The organism is Psychrobacillus sp. OK032, from assembly GCF_900111345.1.
GTDB lineage: Bacteria > Bacillota > Bacilli > Bacillales_A > Planococcaceae > Psychrobacillus.
In genome coordinates, this window is record NZ_FOGY01000019.1 from 1 (window position 1) to 18,415 (window position 18,415).

General features: G+C 33.9%; 19 protein-coding genes and 1 pseudogene. 2 read left to right on the plus strand and 18 right to left on the minus strand.

What is annotated here, in order from left to right:
* Nucleotides 1-280: 280 nt before the first annotated feature.
* From BMZ04_RS21010 to BMZ04_RS21025, 4 genes are all read right to left on the minus strand, one after another.
* Nucleotides 281-838, minus strand: coding sequence for a hypothetical protein (locus BMZ04_RS21010; protein WP_093277387.1), 558 nt, complete (start codon nt 836-838; stop codon nt 281-283).
* Nucleotides 839-970: 132 nt separating this feature from the next.
* On the minus strand, nt 971-1,645 hold the full coding sequence (locus BMZ04_RS21015) for a hypothetical protein (RefSeq protein ID WP_093277391.1): 675 nt from the start codon (nt 1,643-1,645) through the stop codon (nt 971-973).
* Nucleotides 1,646-1,740: 95 nt separating this feature from the next.
* The gene (locus tag BMZ04_RS21020) at nt 1,741-2,364 is read right to left on the minus strand and encodes an FMN-binding negative transcriptional regulator (RefSeq protein ID WP_093277393.1); all 624 of its coding nucleotides are present in this window, start codon (nt 2,362-2,364) and stop codon (nt 1,741-1,743) included.
* A gap of 65 nt (nt 2,365-2,429) precedes the next feature.
* Nucleotides 2,430-3,068 (minus strand): LysE family translocator, encoded by a 639-nt coding sequence (locus BMZ04_RS21025; protein ID WP_093277395.1) that lies wholly within the window; start codon nt 3,066-3,068, stop codon nt 2,430-2,432.
* A gap of 130 nt (nt 3,069-3,198) precedes the next feature.
* Between BMZ04_RS21025 and BMZ04_RS21030 the strand changes: the two genes are divergently transcribed.
* Together BMZ04_RS21030 and BMZ04_RS23230 are read left to right on the plus strand one after the other, a co-directional pair.
* Nucleotides 3,199-4,581: a MocR-like pyridoxine biosynthesis transcription factor PdxR gene (locus tag BMZ04_RS21030; RefSeq protein WP_093277396.1), complete on the plus strand. Its 1,383-nt coding sequence runs from the start codon at nt 3,199-3,201 to the stop codon at nt 4,579-4,581.
* Nucleotides 4,569-4,683 (plus strand): annotated as a pseudogene (locus BMZ04_RS23230) (YitT family protein); the annotation flags it as partial. The gene BMZ04_RS21030 and the pseudogene BMZ04_RS23230, both read left to right, overlap by 13 nt.
* Nucleotides 4,684-4,787: 104 nt before the next feature.
* On the opposite strand, the gene BMZ04_RS21035 reads toward BMZ04_RS23230, so the two are convergent.
* The 14 genes from BMZ04_RS21035 to BMZ04_RS22565 form a co-directional block, all read right to left on the minus strand.
* Entirely contained in the window at nt 4,788-6,992 is a 2,205-nt protein-coding gene (locus BMZ04_RS21035) for a peptidoglycan D,D-transpeptidase FtsI family protein (RefSeq protein ID WP_093277398.1), read from the minus strand.
* Between the two features lie 351 nt (nt 6,993-7,343).
* Nucleotides 7,344-7,820, minus strand: a complete 477-nt coding sequence (locus BMZ04_RS21040) for a hypothetical protein (protein ID WP_093277401.1) — start codon at nt 7,818-7,820, stop codon at nt 7,344-7,346.
* Nucleotides 7,821-8,254: 434 nt separating this feature from the next.
* A complete protein-coding gene (locus BMZ04_RS21045) occupies nt 8,255-8,773 on the minus strand; it encodes a hypothetical protein (protein ID WP_093277404.1) in 519 nt (172 codons plus the stop codon).
* Complete coding sequence (locus BMZ04_RS21050; protein WP_093277409.1) at nt 8,770-9,036, minus strand: hypothetical protein; 267 nt, start codon at nt 9,034-9,036, stop codon at nt 8,770-8,772. The genes BMZ04_RS21045 and BMZ04_RS21050 overlap by 4 nt, the downstream gene beginning before the upstream one ends.
* 779 nt (nt 9,037-9,815) lie before the next feature.
* Nucleotides 9,816-10,865 (minus strand): fibronectin type III domain-containing protein, encoded by a 1,050-nt coding sequence (locus BMZ04_RS21055; RefSeq protein ID WP_093277412.1) that lies wholly within the window; start codon nt 10,863-10,865, stop codon nt 9,816-9,818.
* Nucleotides 10,866-11,491: 626 nt separating this feature from the next.
* Nucleotides 11,492-12,580 carry a DUF4179 domain-containing protein gene (locus BMZ04_RS21060; RefSeq protein WP_093277415.1) on the minus strand — a complete coding sequence of 363 codons (1,089 nt, stop codon included), beginning with the start codon at nt 12,578-12,580 and terminating at the stop codon, nt 11,492-11,494.
* Nucleotides 12,564-13,106: a sigma-70 family RNA polymerase sigma factor gene (locus BMZ04_RS21065; protein ID WP_093277418.1), complete on the minus strand. Its 543-nt coding sequence runs from the start codon at nt 13,104-13,106 to the stop codon at nt 12,564-12,566. The genes BMZ04_RS21060 and BMZ04_RS21065 overlap by 17 nt, the downstream gene beginning before the upstream one ends.
* 348 nt (nt 13,107-13,454) lie before the next feature.
* Complete coding sequence (locus BMZ04_RS21070) at nt 13,455-14,462, minus strand: DUF4179 domain-containing protein (RefSeq protein ID WP_093277420.1); 1,008 nt, start codon at nt 14,460-14,462, stop codon at nt 13,455-13,457.
* The gene (locus BMZ04_RS21075) at nt 14,459-14,866 is read right to left on the minus strand and encodes a sigma-70 family RNA polymerase sigma factor (RefSeq protein ID WP_255368061.1); all 408 of its coding nucleotides are present in this window, start codon (nt 14,864-14,866) and stop codon (nt 14,459-14,461) included. Before BMZ04_RS21075 ends, BMZ04_RS21070 begins: the two co-directional genes overlap by 4 nt.
* Nucleotides 14,867-14,870: 4 nt before the next feature.
* Nucleotides 14,871-15,005 (minus strand): hypothetical protein, encoded by a 135-nt coding sequence (locus tag BMZ04_RS23005; protein ID WP_255368063.1) that lies wholly within the window; start codon nt 15,003-15,005, stop codon nt 14,871-14,873.
* A 392-nt stretch (nt 15,006-15,397) separates the two neighbouring features.
* Nucleotides 15,398-16,087, minus strand: coding sequence for a M15 family metallopeptidase (locus BMZ04_RS21080; RefSeq protein ID WP_093277424.1), 690 nt, complete (start codon nt 16,085-16,087; stop codon nt 15,398-15,400).
* Nucleotides 16,088-16,489: 402 nt separating this feature from the next.
* Nucleotides 16,490-17,056 carry a hypothetical protein gene (locus tag BMZ04_RS21085; RefSeq protein ID WP_093277426.1) on the minus strand — a complete coding sequence of 189 codons (567 nt, stop codon included), beginning with the start codon at nt 17,054-17,056 and terminating at the stop codon, nt 16,490-16,492.
* Nucleotides 17,057-17,209: 153 nt separating this feature from the next.
* Nucleotides 17,210-17,716, minus strand: coding sequence for a hypothetical protein (locus BMZ04_RS21090; RefSeq protein ID WP_093277427.1), 507 nt, complete (start codon nt 17,714-17,716; stop codon nt 17,210-17,212).
* Between the two features lie 96 nt (nt 17,717-17,812).
* A complete protein-coding gene (locus BMZ04_RS22565; RefSeq protein ID WP_177184536.1) occupies nt 17,813-17,986 on the minus strand; it encodes a hypothetical protein in 174 nt (57 codons plus the stop codon).
* Nucleotides 17,987-18,415: the final 429 nt, after the last annotated feature.

Consider the following 18,415-nt stretch of genomic DNA (forward strand, 5'->3'; position numbering starts at 1 on the left):
TTAAAATCCGAATTGCCATTCCTCGCACCTCCTTGTAATAGGATGTACTTATGAATGACAAAAATTCGACAAGTAAACATAAAAGTATTTGGCATCAATTAGAAATACTTACCTTCAAATATTCAATATTTTGCAAAGTAATCTAAGTGATTTTCAGGATATGACCAAACAAAGTCGGGTAGTAGCCAATAATAATTCTAACTAATTTCCCCTTTATTTTATCATTTCTTTTCTTATTGAAGTAAAGCACCCGTTAGTTGAACAAGACGAACAAAATCTTTTAGCTATTTCCCCTAAATGACTTTGGCATATAAGTACCTCCACCTGCTACCATTTCTTTTGTTTCAACATCATAAATTGCATATCTACCTCTAAATTCTTTTTCTGTGTCTTTAAAGGAATAAAAGAAATAAACTTGCCTATCAGGGCTAACAGTCTGATGGTAGTTAATATCTATTTCAGGGTAAGGACGAAGAATATTTCCATCAGAAATTATATAATTTAATCCTTCTATCTCATTAAACAATAACTTTTCCCTAATGTTTATAGATGCATCAGGCATTTCTTTAAAAAGAACAGTATCCAAATGTCTTTGCAGTTGCTTTGGCTTCTGCTGATATCTTTGATATAGCTCCTGATGTACAGGATACTTTATGTCTCTTAATGCCTGGTAAAATTCATCCACAGTTTCATCAAAAACTTTTTCCTTATTTGCAGGATATAAATATTCAATTTTATCTGAAGGTGTAGTTTGTGAATAAACAGGATTTCCTAATAACATGGAAAGACTGAACGAAAATATAAGCGTATAAAAACTAATTAAGAATGGATTTTTCATTTAGGTTACTCCTTTTTTAAAGTAACGTACCCTAAATGTTCTTTAACTATCCTGCTTCTTTTGTTGAATAAGAAAAAGTTCCGTTTTACCACCTAAGTGTTCTTCAAGTAAAGCACCCGTTAGTAGAATAACTCAAAAATTATAGCGTTGAAATTCAATTGATTTTGCTTGATACATACTGTCACGATATTCATAAACAATAACAATTTCACCAACAAAGCTAGCTGGGGAAATTTGACCTGAGATTGTAGCAATAAGTTGATGGTCTTTTACTTCATATTTAATTACACCACCAAAAGCAATACCCTCAAATAAGTTTGTAGGCTTTATTTCTAAAGGGGTTATATCAACTTTATATATTTTGTCGCCTATTCTAATTTCTGCTTTTTCTGTTGTTAACTTGGTTTTTACATCTTTGTAGATAATTGCCATAGGATCATCAACAAGCACATCAAACAATCCATTTGTATTTCTATAAACATAAACTTCTTGATCTACAACACCAGTACCGTAACCTTTAGTTAAAATTATAATTAGCTCTTTCTTCGCGTCTTTGTTTATATCTTCGTAAATAATTTGCGGGGCATAGGTAGGATTAGTAACGTTCATCCAATAAGGTCTAAAGTAAGTCTCCCCTTTGAAATCAATTTTAAAATCTCGATATAGTCCTCCCATTTTTTTCGCATAGACAGTTATATCGTCTTTATCAGATTTTGCTATTACAGTATATTCTTCTATTGTAGCCCCTGCTTTATTAAGTGTAACAACAAGAAGAAATGCAACCGTAAAAATAATGTATTTTTTCATTAGTTCACCACCTCATTTTAGCGTTCCCTAATGATCTTTTCTTATTAAACTAAAGCACCCGTTAGTTTAAGTGAAAATCTTCACAAACTAACCTCTCAATCCCCCTTATTTTTTATTTTTTTCATCGCTTCTGCTAATTGATGGGAATTTAGATTTTCTTCTTCTTGTAATTTTTCAACAATGTTATGATAATCCTCTTCATTTCTATTCTGACTTAATTTATAAGCCGCTTGTACTTCTTGCACTTTTATTTTAAAGCCAACAATCCCTTTTAGTTGACTTTCTAATAGCTGAGGCGATAACTTATCCCATAATACTGGGTTTTCACGTTGCTTTTCATACTTCTCTAGCAACTCTGAAAGATCTTGTTTCAACTCTTCTTCACCTAATATACTTGCTTGGCCATATACATGTACTGCTTGGTAATTCCATGTGGGTACATTTTCATGCTCGTACCATGATGAAGAAATATAACCATGTGGTCCCTGAAATATGACTAGAACATCTTCACCTGTTTCAAATGTTCTCCATTGAGGATTCCCATATGCCATATGTCCTGTTAAATAATAATCCTCTCCATGTTTATGAAGCCTCAATGGAAGGTGGGAAGCTATGGGTTTCCCTTTTTTAGTTGTGACTATTGTAGCAAATGAGTTCCTCTCCATAAATTCTATAATTTCATTGATATTTGTGACTTTAAAATATTTTGGAATATACATAATGGCTTGCTCCTTTTCATATTAAAATGATTTACTGAAACCTTTAGAAGAAGTTCTTATAATCTTCAGAAAAATGAGTGTGGACCTAGGAGTAATACTTGCAAGCCTAGACCAATATAAAGCAGACCTAAAACTTTTTGACCCCACCTATTTATTCCATTTCCCCGCTTGATTAATTGTCCAATTGTTCCAGTAAAGAAGGATAAAATCGTTGTATAAATAACAGTTAATACAACAAAAATTACACCTAAAATTAAAAATTGCGTTACGATTGTACCGCTCTCTGCATTGACAAATTGCGGAAATAAAGCTAAAAAGAAAAGTGCTGTTTTCGGATTCAAAGCTTCTACCAATATTCCATGCCTGTATACTTTAAGTAGTGACTCCTGTACAACATCAGGCATTTTTATTGATGATGCTTTTGCCAATAATGCCCGAATACCCATATATAACAAATACGCTGCTCCGGCGATTTTTACAATATTAAAAGCAACCGTAGAAGTCATAAGAATTGCTGAAAATCCAACAGCTGCTAATAACACATGAATGAAATCACCTGTTGCAATGCCTAGACCGGTTATAATACCTGTTTTGGTCCCCTCATGAGCCGATCGAGAGATCATTAACAAGACAGCAGGACCTGGGATCAAAAACAATCCGAAGACAACCAGAATAAATGCGCTCAACTCAGCAATATTTAGCATCGAATCCCCCTTATATTTTTCTGATTATTTTTAAAGCTTATGGATATCTGTTAGTCAACATAGTAATATAATAATTGACATATAAAAAGGTACAATTTAAATAAAATAGACATGTCAGAGGCGATTTATAATGAAAAATATCATTTTTGCTTTAGACGATCACTCTTCTAAATACAAACAGATATATGAGCGATTTAAATTATTTATTGAGCATGGGGACCTACCGGAAAACGAACAATTACCTTCCATACGTCAACTGGCTGATTCCCTGCAAGTCAGTCGCAATACGACATTAATGGCTTATGATCAGCTTGTGGCAGAAGGCTATATTCGGGGAGAAGGAAGAAAAGGCTACTTTGTTAATGAATTAGAGCCTCGTTTATTTCAGGAGGAAGTCATCTCTATTCCTAGCAAGCAAACTGACCCGGTGACATCATTTTTCGTTGATTTTAAAGCAGGGGCTGTAGATCAAACAAACTTTCCTCTAAAAGCTTGGAGAAGAATTACTAATTCAGTACTGACCTTACAGGAGAGTTTTCTATACGGGGATCCTTTTGGTGAAATGTGTTTGCGTAACCAAATTGCTGTCTATTTACTCCAATCTCGCGGGGTAAAGACAGATTCAAATGCAATTATCATTGGGAGCAGCACACAGCAAATGTTAATTAATCTTGGACAAATCCTAAAGGATGATTTCTCAAGCGTAATCTTGGAGGATCCAGGGTATGATGGAGCTAAAGAGGCATTTCTATTCCATCGTTTTACACTTGAAACTTTACCAGTTGATGAAACAGGTGCTGAGTTTTCACAATTAGAAAATATGATGTCACGCTTAATATATGTGACACCTTCCCATCAAAGCCCAATAGGTATAAGCATGTCCATTCAACAAAGGCAAAAGCTCATTCAATGGGCTACCAAGAGAAAAGGATATATTATCGAAGACGATTATGATAGTGAATTTCGCTATACTCAACAACCATTTCCAGCACTTGCATCCATTGATTCAACAAGAGTCATTTACCTAGGGAATTTCTCAAAGTCCTTTCTTCCAGGAATCCGCCTAAGTTATATGGTGCTGCCGCGGTTAGTATTAAATCGTTATAAAAACCAATTTCTTCATTTCGAGAGTACCTCTTCACTCCTAAGCCAGCTTACAATGGCTAAATTTATGGAAGAGGGAGAATGGAATCGTCATATAAAACGAATGCGACTTGTGTATAAGCGGAAAATGCAGTGCTTAGTTTCAGAATTAAAAAAACACTTCAAACAAAGTATATCCATTATTGGGGAACAGTCTGGTTTGTACGTTATAGTTAAGGTACATCTAAATCGTTCAGAAGAATGGTTAATCGAGCGTGCTTCCATTTATGGGATAAAAGTCTATCCTACCTCTATCTATTTCATAAAAAACCGCCCTGCAGAAGCAATTATTAAACTTGGATTTAGTAATCTTACCTGTGGTGAAATTCAAAAAGGCGTGAAGCTTTTAAAAGAGGCTTGGGGGGGATAATATTATTACTTTATGCCTTTTACCGAAAAGGTATTGGATCGCACATTAACAAACTCTAGTACATCACCTAATTATGATAAAAATAAAAAGCATTCAATATAGAATGCTTTTTATTTTTATTGTTCAACTAACCTGCCGCGTTAGTTCAATAAGAAAAAATGCTTTACTCCTTCTTGAAGTAAAGCACCCGTTCCTTATTAAAAGAGTTATTCTTCTGTGTCTTCTTCATCTATTTTAGCATTTGTAAATGCTGGTTTTATAAGTGGAGTTGAAGTTGAATCATTTACTGATGTCGTATTATTTTTTAGCTTAATCTCAAAATATTTATCGACAAGTCTTCGTGCTATTGGAGTAGAAAAATTTGTTTTGTATGATGATTCCAACGAAGCATGCGGGATAACGAGTGCGTATGCTATTTCCGGATTGCCATATGGTGCAAAACCGACATGGGTTAAGTTTACAGTATTAAATGTTTGCCATAACTCGGCATCAAAATAGCTAGCTTGAGCAGTGCCTGTTTTTCCTCCCCCAGTAAATGGAGCATTTCCAAAGGCTTTATTCGCCGTTCCTCCTCTACTAAAATATACAAGTCTCATACCCTGACGAACACGTTCGATTTCCTCTCTTGTGTTATCTACTGTGTTTAATATAGTTGGCGTAATTTCTTTTACTACGTTACCGAGCTGGACGCCATCCTCAGAAGGCTTTCTAATTTCCTTGACTACATGAGGTTGAATTCTATTACCACCATTAGCAAGCGTAGAAACAAATTGTGCTAATTGCAATGTAGTGTACGTATCAAACTGTCCAATACTTAAATCTAGCAGCTTACCATCTTCAAATCCACCTGTACTTCCGTTCACTTCTCCAGGTAAATCTATACCTGTTAATGCTCCGAGTCCAAGTTGAGCATAACCACTTCTCATTTTAAGAAAGGCATCTGTCCCAAAGTTAATAGATTGGTTTGGTCTATAAGTACTGCCGGCAACTCCATATGCTGTTTTAAACATATATACGTTGGAAGAACGCTCTAGCGCTTGTAAGTCATTCATTCGTACACTTCCGAATCGGTTAAATACAGAACTTTTTGGTTGCGAATCCTTTATACGGATAGGTTCATCCACTAATGAGCCACCGATTGGATACACACCCTCGCGATAACCTGTAAGTATAGTACCTGGCTTCACAGTGGATCCAACTTCATATGCATTAGTAAATGCGCCAAATGCGTAGTCATTAATTTCTTTTGCACCTGTTTCTTCATTTTTTCCAATTCGTTTACCTACTAGTGAAAGTACTTCACCCGTATAAGGATTCATCATGATAAAATATGCATTTTGCAAATATTGACCACCACTGTTTTTACTAAATTTAAGTAGTTCTTCTGCTAGAATTTCTTCATGCGCTAATTGAACTTCACTGTCCATTGTTAACACTAAATCTTTCCCAGGTTTTCCTTCATAAACTGTCTGAATATCGATAACTCTTCCTTTTCCATCCGTTATGTTTTTGACCACACTTTTTTGACCTTGGAGGACTTCCTCATATTGTTGTTCAATATAACTTGTACCTACACGGTCATTTCGAGAATAGTCTCGAGAAAGAAAATAATCTAATCGATCCTTTGGAATACCTACTTTTGGTAATGTAGTTGAGCCTAATATAGCTAGTGAAGAAGTTTTTACTCTTCTCCAATCTGTTGTAGTATTTACTCCCTCTAAACCATCTAGTCTCTCAGATACACGTGCAAATTCTTCTACTGTAACTTCTTCTTTTACGTCATCCCCTTTAATAATCTGAGGAGATAATGCATATCCAGAGGCCATTTCTCGATAAATAGCAATGATTTCTAATTCTTCTGGAGTAAAAGAATTCAGCTGTTCTTCTGTAATTCTACTTCTAGTCAAACGGTCGATTGCTCTATTTTGGTCTTTTTTTTCTACTTCTTCATCCGTTTCTATTTCTTTACGTTCTTCTTCTGTCACTAATTCAAGTGCTTCTTCTGGATATTTTTTTAACCAGAAATCTTGCAAATCACTTTTGGTAATATTGTTTGGTTTCTTTTCTATTAAATTACTTAATATTTCTGCAATTTCATACATCTTTTTTGACTTCGTTGTTTGCATTTTTGTATACGTTATAGCTCGTTGCGGAAGATTATCAACCATTATCCGTCCTTCACTATCGAAAATTCGACCACGGGGTACACTAGTATTTACCGGGACTTCTTCGGTCTTGGCTAATTCATTTGTATAATATTCTCCTTTTACGATTTGTAAATAGCCTAATCTTAGTATTAGCATTGTAAAAAGTATAAATATCGAGAAAAACAATATGTTCATACGAAAAGTAATACTTGCTCGTTGTTTAGCCTTTATATTTTGTGCGCGTTTACTTGGAATTTTTAGCATGAGATCACCTTCTTTATTTAGTAATTTTCTTATGTACAGTGTCCCTAAAGAAGCAAGTACTGCAGTAATAGTTGTACCAATATTACCTTCAAAAAAAAAATGGAAGAGAACCTTGTAATGAAAGAAGATTTTCCGCATAAAGACCTTGTAGAATTGCTACAGTTGCACTTGAACTTTGAACCCTAGAGTTGAAGATTCGAATCCCAACATAACTCCGCTAAATATACAGTATATGGAAATTGAACGCAAATCCTATTATTTTGCTTCTTAAACTAACCTGCCCCTTTAGTTCAATAAGAAAAAAGGCTTTACTCCTTCTTGTAGTAAAGCACCCGTTAGTTCAATAATCCATTATTTCTCATGAACTTTTACATAAACACTTCCAAATAGTCTATCTCCAATATAAGCGTCTAACTTCCACATTCCACTTTTAGGAAGCATCATATTTGTTGGAGAGTGCTGATCTGCACCATTATTAGGACTAAGAAAAGTATTTTCTTTTCTTGGTACAACTATTATTTCCTCATTACTGTTTTCGTGAGTTCCTAAAACTTCAATGTCACCAATCAACTCATCTTCATTTCCCCAAAAATGCCACATATACTTTTGTGTTTTATTTGGATAGAATCTATCTACTTCACTATCATTGTAAAGAAAACCTAAACGTCCTTCTTCACCAATCATTGTGTAACTGCCTGATTCAAAAAGAGAACTTTCTTTCCAATTGTGTTGAATAACTTCTTCTTTTATTGGTTCTTCTTCATTACAGCCCGCACTGACTAATGATAAAATTACTGTGCAGATTAAAATTAATCCTTTTTTGAACATAAACACACCCCTCCATCTTTTTATGTGTATTCCCGCTAAACTTCAAATATCATTTTATTCAACAAGCAGATAGAAGAGAACCTCTCTACCACCCAACATTAACTTAATATACTTATAAATAAATTGAACTAGAAGTGTAACTATCACCTTTGGTCGTTACTTCTCCATGAGTGTTTATAATTTAATCTTTCACTAAACTGTCGCATTAATTCAATAAGAAAAAAGAGCTGCCTAAGCAACCCCATGTTCTGAACTAAAGCACCGGTTAGTTGAAGAAGCATTCTTATATTACAATTTTAGTCGTATTAAGTATAAAAAATTAATCTACCCGTTTAGGTCAAGATAACAAGAAAAATTGAGGTTGATTTTGTTTTTGAGACTACTAATTGGGCCAATAATTTTGTTTTTACACATAATGACAGAATTAGATAATCCTATTTAATGGTTAGATCCTTTAGCGTTATATATAGTCGCCTCGCGGAGTTCATTATATGAGATCTGATATTTTGTATTTCATTTAAACTTGAAATCTTTATTTGAAGTTCTCCTACTCCTTTTAAATTACTCGTCTTTATATTATCTACTTCTATACCGAAATCTTGAATTAGCTTATTTGTAAAAGAAGTTATTTTATCGTTACTTTTTTTCCCAACATAGAATACAATCTTAATCTTATAACTTCTAACGGAAATTAAATACTGATTCAATGCCCAAATATAATCTTCTTTTTCGGTATCATAATGACTTGGATCTCCAAAATGTTTGGCTTGACCACAATATTGACAAATTGCTGTATAACGAACATGACGTACACCGACACCTGGTTGTTCAACATTCACAATAACTTCATGAGGTATATACACATCATGTGAACAAAAACTACAAATAACAGGCTCATCATAAATCGTAATACGACTTTTTTGGGGGCGTAGAGATTCATCCATACCACTCATTCTTTTATCACTTCCGTGTATTCAATAATAGATACATGTTTTTGTAACGTATGATTAAATCGATTCTTTTCTTGAAACATCCGGATATCACCACAAGACGTGCAGTAAAATGATTGCAATGTGAGCTGATCTGTTACCGTTTCACCTAAAGGATTTAAATCCAAATAAACTTCACGATGCAGAAATTCATCGTGCTGACAAAATAAACAAACGAGCTGCTTGTCACGAATTTTTATTTGATACGTTCCTCTTCTTCTAACCATTCCTTCACCCCTAATCATTAACACTGCCTAATTTTACGTTTGAATTAAATGAAGGTTCCAAATTTAAATATATTTCCCATCTGAAAATGTCAAAAATCCATTTTTTCTTATTGAACTAACCTGCTTCTTTAGTTTAAGTGTACCATTTCACAATGGATTTCTGAGATCTACTTGTTGTTTCGGATAAAAAAACAGACCATCGAAATGATGATCTTGTCTAACTAAAGCACCCGTTAGTTGAATAAGAAAAGGGACCCTTATTAAACAATCGCGCCCGATTGTTGAAAAACAAATCACCCTAAAAATAATAGGATGATTTTTCGTAGATTGACTTTTTGAAGGGTACAGACGAGCATAATCGCAAATATAACCGTTCTTTCCTAAGTTAGTTCTACTTTTAATTAGCCAATTGTAATGATTTTCAAGAACTTTATCCATCGATTTTAGTAAAAGAAAAAGCCTGTCAGAGATTATTCTCCAACAGACTCTTCCTTCTACTTAAAATGTGGAACAATGTGTCTGGTTACATCAAGTAGTAATGCCTTACATTTATTAAGATACAACAATATTTACATTTACTTCAGTGATTGTATCAGTTTCATCTTCTTACCCAGTAGGTAATTCATCGATTGTTCCTGTAAAACACATATGTTGCTGCTGCAGCATTGTTATATGCTTCTACAGTATTGTCAGCCCATACCACTGGTACAACTACTTCTTTCTCACCTACTAATAAATTTACATTATCACCTAAATCAGTTTTAATTTGATCTAGTGTTTTACCATAACCAAATTAAAAATGCTTCAGATTCATTTCCAGCTGCATCAGAAATAGTTACTTCATATTTTGTGTCAATAGGTAAACCGGTAATTGTTACTGCTCCGTTAGCATCAACAACTTCAGAAGTTACAGAAGTTCCATTTTGATATACTGTTACTGTTGCACCAACTTCAAGAAATTTAGCTGTAAATCCATCAGTAGCTAAATAAAAATCTTCAGCAACATTGATTCCAGGAACAGCAGTGTCTAATGTTGCTTCATCTTTATCTATTACAGCATCACCATTAACATCTGCAGCATCATTGTAAGTTACTGTTAATGTTCTTTCGATACCATAGGGATTCCCTTTGTGATCAGCAAATGCAGCTAATTGAGCAAGGCTAAGTTCACCAGTAAATGTACCTTCATCAACTTCATCTTCAGTTAATGTAACATTAGCTGTCACATTACCGTCAGTTACAGTTACTACTACTGTCTCTAATGCAGTTGAACTTAAATTTAAGTCATCGTCATCTAAAGTAATTTCTTGAGCAATAGAAGCGTTGAATACTGAGTTTGTGAATTTAACATCACCAGTTACAGTTGTTTGTCCATCTACAGCTTCAGCTTCGCGCACCGTAAATGTATACGACTCACTCCATTTTCCTTCTCCATCACCAAAACGATAGTTGTAAGTTGTATTTTCTTTTAAACCAGTAATCGTCGCTTCATGACTAGATTCCCCACTAGTTGCATCTTCTAATGTTGCCTCAACTGTCACCGTTTTACCTTTGGGGAATTTTTGTCCATACCCATTGTTGGCTTTTGCAAATTGAACAACTCCAGCTTGATCTGTTTTATCTGTATACCAATTGAATGTACGTTGTGACTCGTCAGATCCTAAAGAAAAAGCAAAATCACTCACGTCATAAGTTACTGCTACATCTTTAATTTGTGCTGCTTGAACGTTATCTCCAATAGTTGAAAAAGTAACTGGTACTAATAATGCAGATGCTGCTAGTACACTCAACACTTTTCTTTTCGCTTTACTAGTTAAATAGTTCATCATCTTAAACGTCTCCTAATGGGTATTCGTATTTTTCAATACAACCAAATACTACCACACAATTGTTAAGATATTTTTTTGATATTGCAAAGATAACCAGAATTGGTGAAAAGGGTTAGAAAGTATTGGGGCATATGAATTGGCTGGATGAAACTGGTTGGATTTATTTATCTATTTTCATCATTTTTCGATAGGCAGATTTGCCCGTATTTACCATATTGTTTCTACCGGTCAAAATTAACTTCAAAAGTTCTTAATAAACTGGAATATCTTCATTTTGCAACTTTTGCGGGATAAATCATATAGGTTGCTACTGTATATGAGAATGATATTACTGAAGAACTTTGACCAAGCCTTTATGCTCCTAGATTTACAATGCCAGATGGTATTGGCGACTTTTTACTCGGATGTATTATATATAATTATCTGTTTACGTTCCTCAACAATATGGCCCGATTGCTGAACAACACTATTCAACTAAACTGCTTCTTTAGTTCAATAAGAAAAATGGCTTTACTCCTTCTTGAAGTAAAGCACCCGTTAGTTTAAGTGAATTCATTCACTTAATAATTTTCTACCTGAAATATAGATAAAAAAAGCTGAATATCAGCTCTTTTTAAACAATGAACTCATTGTGTTATTTTCACTTTAAAAGATTCAAACACAACTGGCTGTAAAGAATCCCCTTTAAATTCTAACTCCCTTGGTTCGCCATTTTCATCAAATTCCACTCCTCCTCCACCCGTTGGAAGTGCTAAATAAGGAGTGATTGTCAAATCGGTAACATTTGAATTGATTGGATCAAACTGCTTATTACTCTTAAACACTAATCTATTTTTTAGCCTTTTACCTGTTACTCCACCTGAGTGACTTGTAATTTCATTTCCAGCTTGATCAACCATCAAGAATTCTATATCGCCAGCCCGACTTAGTTCAAAATCCGTACCTTCTTCTGAACTTTCATAAGAAATGCTGACACCTGTTTCACTTATAGATAATTCTGTAACAGTGAGATTAATGCCATCAACATTTTCTGAATGTTGAATAGGAACCTTCCTAATGTCAGTAATTTGTTTTATTGAAGTTGAGAAATACCACGTTTCTCCATTCACCCCATGTAAAATTAAACCGAGTTCGAAAGCATTCGGCATATCTTCGGTTACGGTTATATCTTGAATTGCAGTCCGAGTTGTTGGCGATTGGATATCTTCACTATATCCACCTGAAGATCCATTAGGTAATTCACCATTAATCGTAAAATCCGCACCGGCGTTAAAATAGAATTCTCCCAGTTCTTTTTCTGATTCTATTATATAACCAATCGTAATATTATTTTGATCATATAAAATTTCATCAAGGGTAACGGATATTCCATTGATTTCCTGTGTCTCCCCAATTTCGCTTGTTAAACCATTTTTTTGAGCTTGTTGTAAACCGATTAGATTAGAATCACCGAAAACAGAACCAATAATAGGTATTTTAGACAAGCTACTTGCTAAAGCTGGAGAATAGTAGGACGAACATACCAATATTCCAAAAACGGCTGCTACACTACATATAGCATATAATATCTTACGCTTTCCATTTTTAACTTTATAACTATGTTCACTATTCATCGTGTTACTAATTTGTGCTTCAGCTTGAGCAATACCATGTTGAATAGCTGAACGAACTTGTTCTTTTGGGAAATCGTTTAACTGATTATGTGACTTTTTCATTTAATTTGTAACTCCTTTCTAAATCATTCTTTAATTTTTTCTTCGCTCTGCGTAAATAAGTTTTTATTGTCCCAACTGGTTTTTCCATGATCTCGGAAATCTCCTGAATTGGAAGGTCATGATAGTAAAATAAGATGATGGATGTTTGATAAGATGAATTAAGTTTGGATAATGCCTCATTCAAATGAAAAGATTCTATATCTTTATCTTGTTTTTTTTCTAATCTCTTTAACAGTTCATTTTCCTCATAAGGTATGATTTGATCTCGCTTTTTTAATAACTTGTAGCATTCACGTATGAGAATTCTAAATAGCCAAGTTGAAAAATACTCTGGATTTTGTAATTGGACTATTGAAAGGAACGCTTTGCATGAAGTTTCTTGAATGGCATCCAAAGCGTCTTCTTTCTTACCAACATAAGAAAGAGCTTTATAATATAGCATTTTTTCTTCTAAAAAAAGTAATTCTTCGAAAGCTCTAGCGTCTCCATTAATTGCTCTTTTCACTGTATGTATATCATGTTTCACAGTGTAATCCCTCCCTTCATTAATTAGAGTGATCTGGACGTACAAAAAGTTTCAACTCCTTCATTTTTTCTAAGTTATTTTTGATTCTATTATTTATAAAGTTAATTTATAGTGTTACAACCAGATAAAGATAAAAAAAAGCATGTTTTGATTTGTAATCAAAACACACTATTATATTTTAGATTTTCTTATAAAACCTTGTTCAACTAAACTGCTTCGTTAGTTTAACGTGTAACATTTCACAATAGATCGCCGAAATGATGGTCATGTTTAACTAAAGCACCCGTTAGATTAAGTGCATTTTTTCACAAACTCTTAGTTTAAGTTAACAATCACGCCAATTAAACCCTACTTACTTGACTTTTCTGGGTTATTAATTATAAATGAATCGAACAATATTTCCTCATTTTCATGAATGAGCTTAGGTGTAATAGTAAGTCTTTCAGAACCACTTTGCAAATTCGCAAATGTATAGGACCCCTTTGCTGCATGTTTGGTTGTACTACCTGCTAAGTTTGTAAGCATTTCATAGTCATTTCCAAATTCATCTTTCACTTCAAACTCAATACTATATGGTAAGTTAGACAGCTCGTATTTTGAAGGCATTTCAATCTCAAATGGAACATTTATTGTATAACCTGTTATATCTACAGATGGTACATTAAGTATGAAATCTTTCTTTGTATCTGTATAGTCGACAAGTATACCCTTAACATTAATCTTTTTTAATTTGAACTCAAATGACCAATCGCCTTCGATGATTTCGTCCGTTTCAAGATTCCAAACACTTCCGGGTGACCATGAAAGACTTACTGTACGTGGTGAACCTCCGGTTAACTCAGGTGTTACGGTTATAACACCAGCATAAGTTGTATCTGTTACTTTTTTAATCGATGTAACTGAACTACCTTGAACGTTTCCGTTCGTTACTATTGGATTTCCAAAAATTGGGTGTTCACCAAAATCTTCTTTTTCAGATTCAATTGCAAACGCAATAGTGACTGTTGTTCCATCAAAAATTGCATCCCCAATTTCTATTGTTACACCATTACTCGTTTGCATTGAGCCAATAACCGTTGCATAGTCATTGAAATACGTAAATTGTGTTGTCTCACCATTAAAATAATCGACGATGTTTTGAACAATTGGAATTTGAGCTGCAATCGTTGGGGAAAGCACCAATACTGAAGAACCAATTCCAAAGGTCATTAAACCAACTGCTACTGCATAATGAAGAAATCGATGTTTTTTCTTATTCAAAATGTTATGAAGTAGACGTTTTTTCTCAATCTTTGTCACACTCTCTGGCTCTATGTCATCGATATTTAGTTGAAGCATTTCTTGTAAATCATTCATTCTAATCGCTCCTTTATCGTAGGCAATTTTACCAATTTTTTCTTCCCTCTATACAATCGATTTTCAACAGCTGACTTTGTAATACCTAACGCAGCAGCAATCTCTCCATTCGATAAATCTAAATAAAATTTCATCAAAAATAGTTCGCGTTCTGTATCGGGTAATGTTTGCAATTCTATTAAAATCGATTCCTTCTGCTCTTTTCTTAAATAAAGTACCTCTCCAGTTTTGTAATCCTCTAGTTCCTTCGTATGCTCAAGACTGACCGTTTCATTTTTTTTCTGTTTCCTATACATATCAATTGCTTTGAATTTTGCAATCGTACCAATCCATTTTTTAAATTCCTGTTCATCTCCATTAAACTTAGTGCTATTTTGCCAAACTGCTAAAAATACATCATTCACACATTCATCTACCGCACCATTTCCCTGAGTGTTGTAATATTTTCTTGGCTATTGCTTTTACATAAGGCATATATGTATCGACTACAAAGGCAAGTGCCTTTTCCTGACGCTGTTGAAGCTTCCTTATAAAATCCGTCAATTGCTCAACTCCCTTCATTTATAATAACGAAAAAAAATAGAAAAGCTCTCGGAAAATTGAAAAAAAGACCATAATTATTATATTTGGTCCTCTAAAAATTATATATTGAAAGAATTAGCAGTTATTAGTATTTTTCTTTAGATGCAGAGCGTTATTATGATTTTCGTTATTAAACTAAACTGCTGCGTTAGTTGAAGTGTAACATTTCACACTCGATCTCCGAGATCTACTTGATGTTTTGGACGTAAAAACAGACCATCGAAATGATGGTCTTGTTTAAACTAAAGCATCCTTTAACACAATGATAAAGTTCTCCAGACGACAGCAATTAAATTGAGCGTTCATAAAAGTCTTGATTATCATCCGGATTATTTAAACTACCTTTGTTCAAATTATGCCTCTTGCAATAAATCCAACAAATCTTCATCTGTAACATGATTATAAAGTGCTTCATCTACGTCATTCATGACAGCCCAGTATTTATCACCATATGACCAGTGCCACCATTCCGTATAGTAATTAACGAATCCAACAGACTGAAGAGCGTGTGCAAGGATTTGACGATTCTGAATGGCTTCTATAGAGATATTTGTTGCATCAAAAAAAGTTGCGTTGTCAGTCTCATGTGGTATGGCATCAAATGGTGTGCCAAGATCCAATTCGATACCATCTGAATCAATTAGGGTTAAATCCACTGCACCACCTGTTGGATGTGGAGCTACATTAGGAGGTGCTACATATTTTGATGCCTCAGCAATTAAATAATCTAAATCCTGATATGGAGAATTTTCTTTTACCCGTTGTAAAGACCGCTTAAAAGCTATCTCTTGAATATCTAATGATCTATAACCTTCTTTAATAAAAAAACGAATATCTTTAGGTAGAAAGTTTTTAGCTAGGGAAAGTTTCTTAGCTACTGAAAGACGGACAAAAGAAAAGTATTGACTCCTGTTGGCAAGAGATTGATCTACAACGATATCTGGATCAAAGTTAACAAGGTCAATAAATGGTTCCTGTGAAGGCATTGCAATAATTGTTAAAATCGATGGATCACTCATCAAAACTTTTTTTGATTCTTTCATAAAATATCCCCTTTTGTAATGGTTTAGCTACCTACAAAGAACTCGAGATTCACCAATTTAATATTTAAGGAAACAAATGTAAATATTAAGTTATGAACAGTAACACTTTTAATCATACCTTATGCGACCAATGTTCTCTATTAATATTTAGAAAGTTCTATCTTCTGAGTTTACGGAAGTATTTAACTCCATTACTCAATAAGAAAAAGCTGCCCTGTAAAGGCAGCCGATTGTTCAACTAAAGCACCCGTTAGCCATCCATGCATCACAAAAAAATGCTGCACCACAGGGACTTATTTTTGCTCTCCTCTTTTTTTTAACGATTAAGTAGGGGTCTTCTTAAGTATTGTCATTTTTCATTTCTTGAAGAACTAATTTTCATGGGAGTTACAACAAAAACCATTAATAATCAATTTCATTATTATAAAACTTCAACCTTCTTTCAGTGTATGCCTTTTCATCCTCAGTACCAAAACCGTATCCATCATATATAAGTGATTGAACAGGAACATGGGGAGACAAAGCTATTTTCCACATTCCATCTTCTAAAACCATAGCAATCAAGAAGTAATTAACACCATTAATAAAATACTTGTTCTGTGAATGCACTTTATAATTAATACCAACATAAAACACTCTTGGATTATTAAATTTCTCTATATAGCGATTAGGTAAATATTGTTTGCCGTATTCATAAGGCAGTTCTTTCCACCTAACCAGATTAGCTTCTTTAATATTCAACAAGCCATGTTTATACTTTTGTTTTTCTTTGTTAGCGATAAAGTTTAATAATTCTTTTCTACTTTCTTTGTCCCACCAATAAGTAGCCTCTTCCCACTTATTTTTATTCAAATCATTAATATAATATTTGATAACGTTTATTGGAGATGTTGTTTCTTCTCCGTTAACAAAAATACTAAATAATGAAAAGTAAGTAAATAAAATTAGAACTAAGACCCTTTTATTCAATTCTCAACGCCACCTAATACAATATGTTATTAGGTTGCCCACATTTTTGCTGAAATATCATTTCTTCTTTAACTATTCTGCACTTCTAGTTCAATAAAGAAAAAGGCTTTACTCCTTCTTGAACTAAAGCACCCGTTAGTTGAAGAAGAAACTTTAACTTTCCCGCCTATATTGTATTCTGCTTTCTTTATCAGAAATACCTTTTTGTATAGTAACTTTATTTATTTTAACACCATTTTCTGGAGTATCAGTCAACGTGATATGGATTCTATCAAAGAGACCGCCACCATGATGTGCACTATAATTTAACGCACTTGCATGAATGATATGTCTTCTTGTATCGCCATTTATTCTTTCAACTTTATCTATTTTTGGACACATGACAAAGTCTGAGTAAGCTTTGTCGAGATGGGAAAAATATCTGGTATATAAAGTTTCTTCAAGCAACTCATCTTTTGGTGCCCCAACACTTTCATATTTCCATCCAACTAAGAGCCAATCATAAAGTTCTAGTGAGTTCAATCGAACTTTTTTATTATTACGGCTATATATAACCTCACCATCTGCAATCGTGCATGTTTTTACTTGGTTTTCAAACACGCAATTATATGCAGGTTCAATAACCGCAACGTCCCCATTTATCAATTTTATTTTCATCATCGAGACTATGGAAGTTTTATTTAACTCTAACTCAATTGCTTCTTCTGATGGACTTGATGTGTTTATCCAGTTAACAACCTTATTGATGATTACTTCCTAATATCCATTATTTTCCTTAAATGAACGAGTTTCCCCGTTTAAACGGTTTACTTGAATAAATGAAACATCCTCTGCTTCTAATTTTGGTTGAATATTCGCCTTTACTAATAACATTTGCATCGGGAAAAATAATCCAACAATCCCCATGACTAGTATGACTAACTTTCTCAAGAATTGTCGCCACCTCTAATGTGAATTTTGTAGGTATCTTCCCCTTATATTAAAAATAAATACTTAAAGAACTAATATACAAATCAATCAGATTCCGATACAAAAAAGAACATCATTCAACCGCTTTTCTTGTTTAACTAAACTGCCCCTTTAGTTCAATAAGAAAAAGCTCCCCTTACAGGCAACCACTTATAACTAAAGCACCCGTGACAATTCATGGATAAAGTGAAGGCTACACGAGCTCAAAGATTGGGGAAAGTCGATTCCATTCAAAGAAATCGTTTTTTTTATTTATCTTCTTACATCAAGGGTACTCCATCTTAAACTAAACTGCCCCGTTAGCCATCCATGAAGCGCAAAAATCAGCGCTTCACCACAGAGAATGAAAATGGTGAAAAACTGTCTATACTGATTCTACGGCTGGCGAAG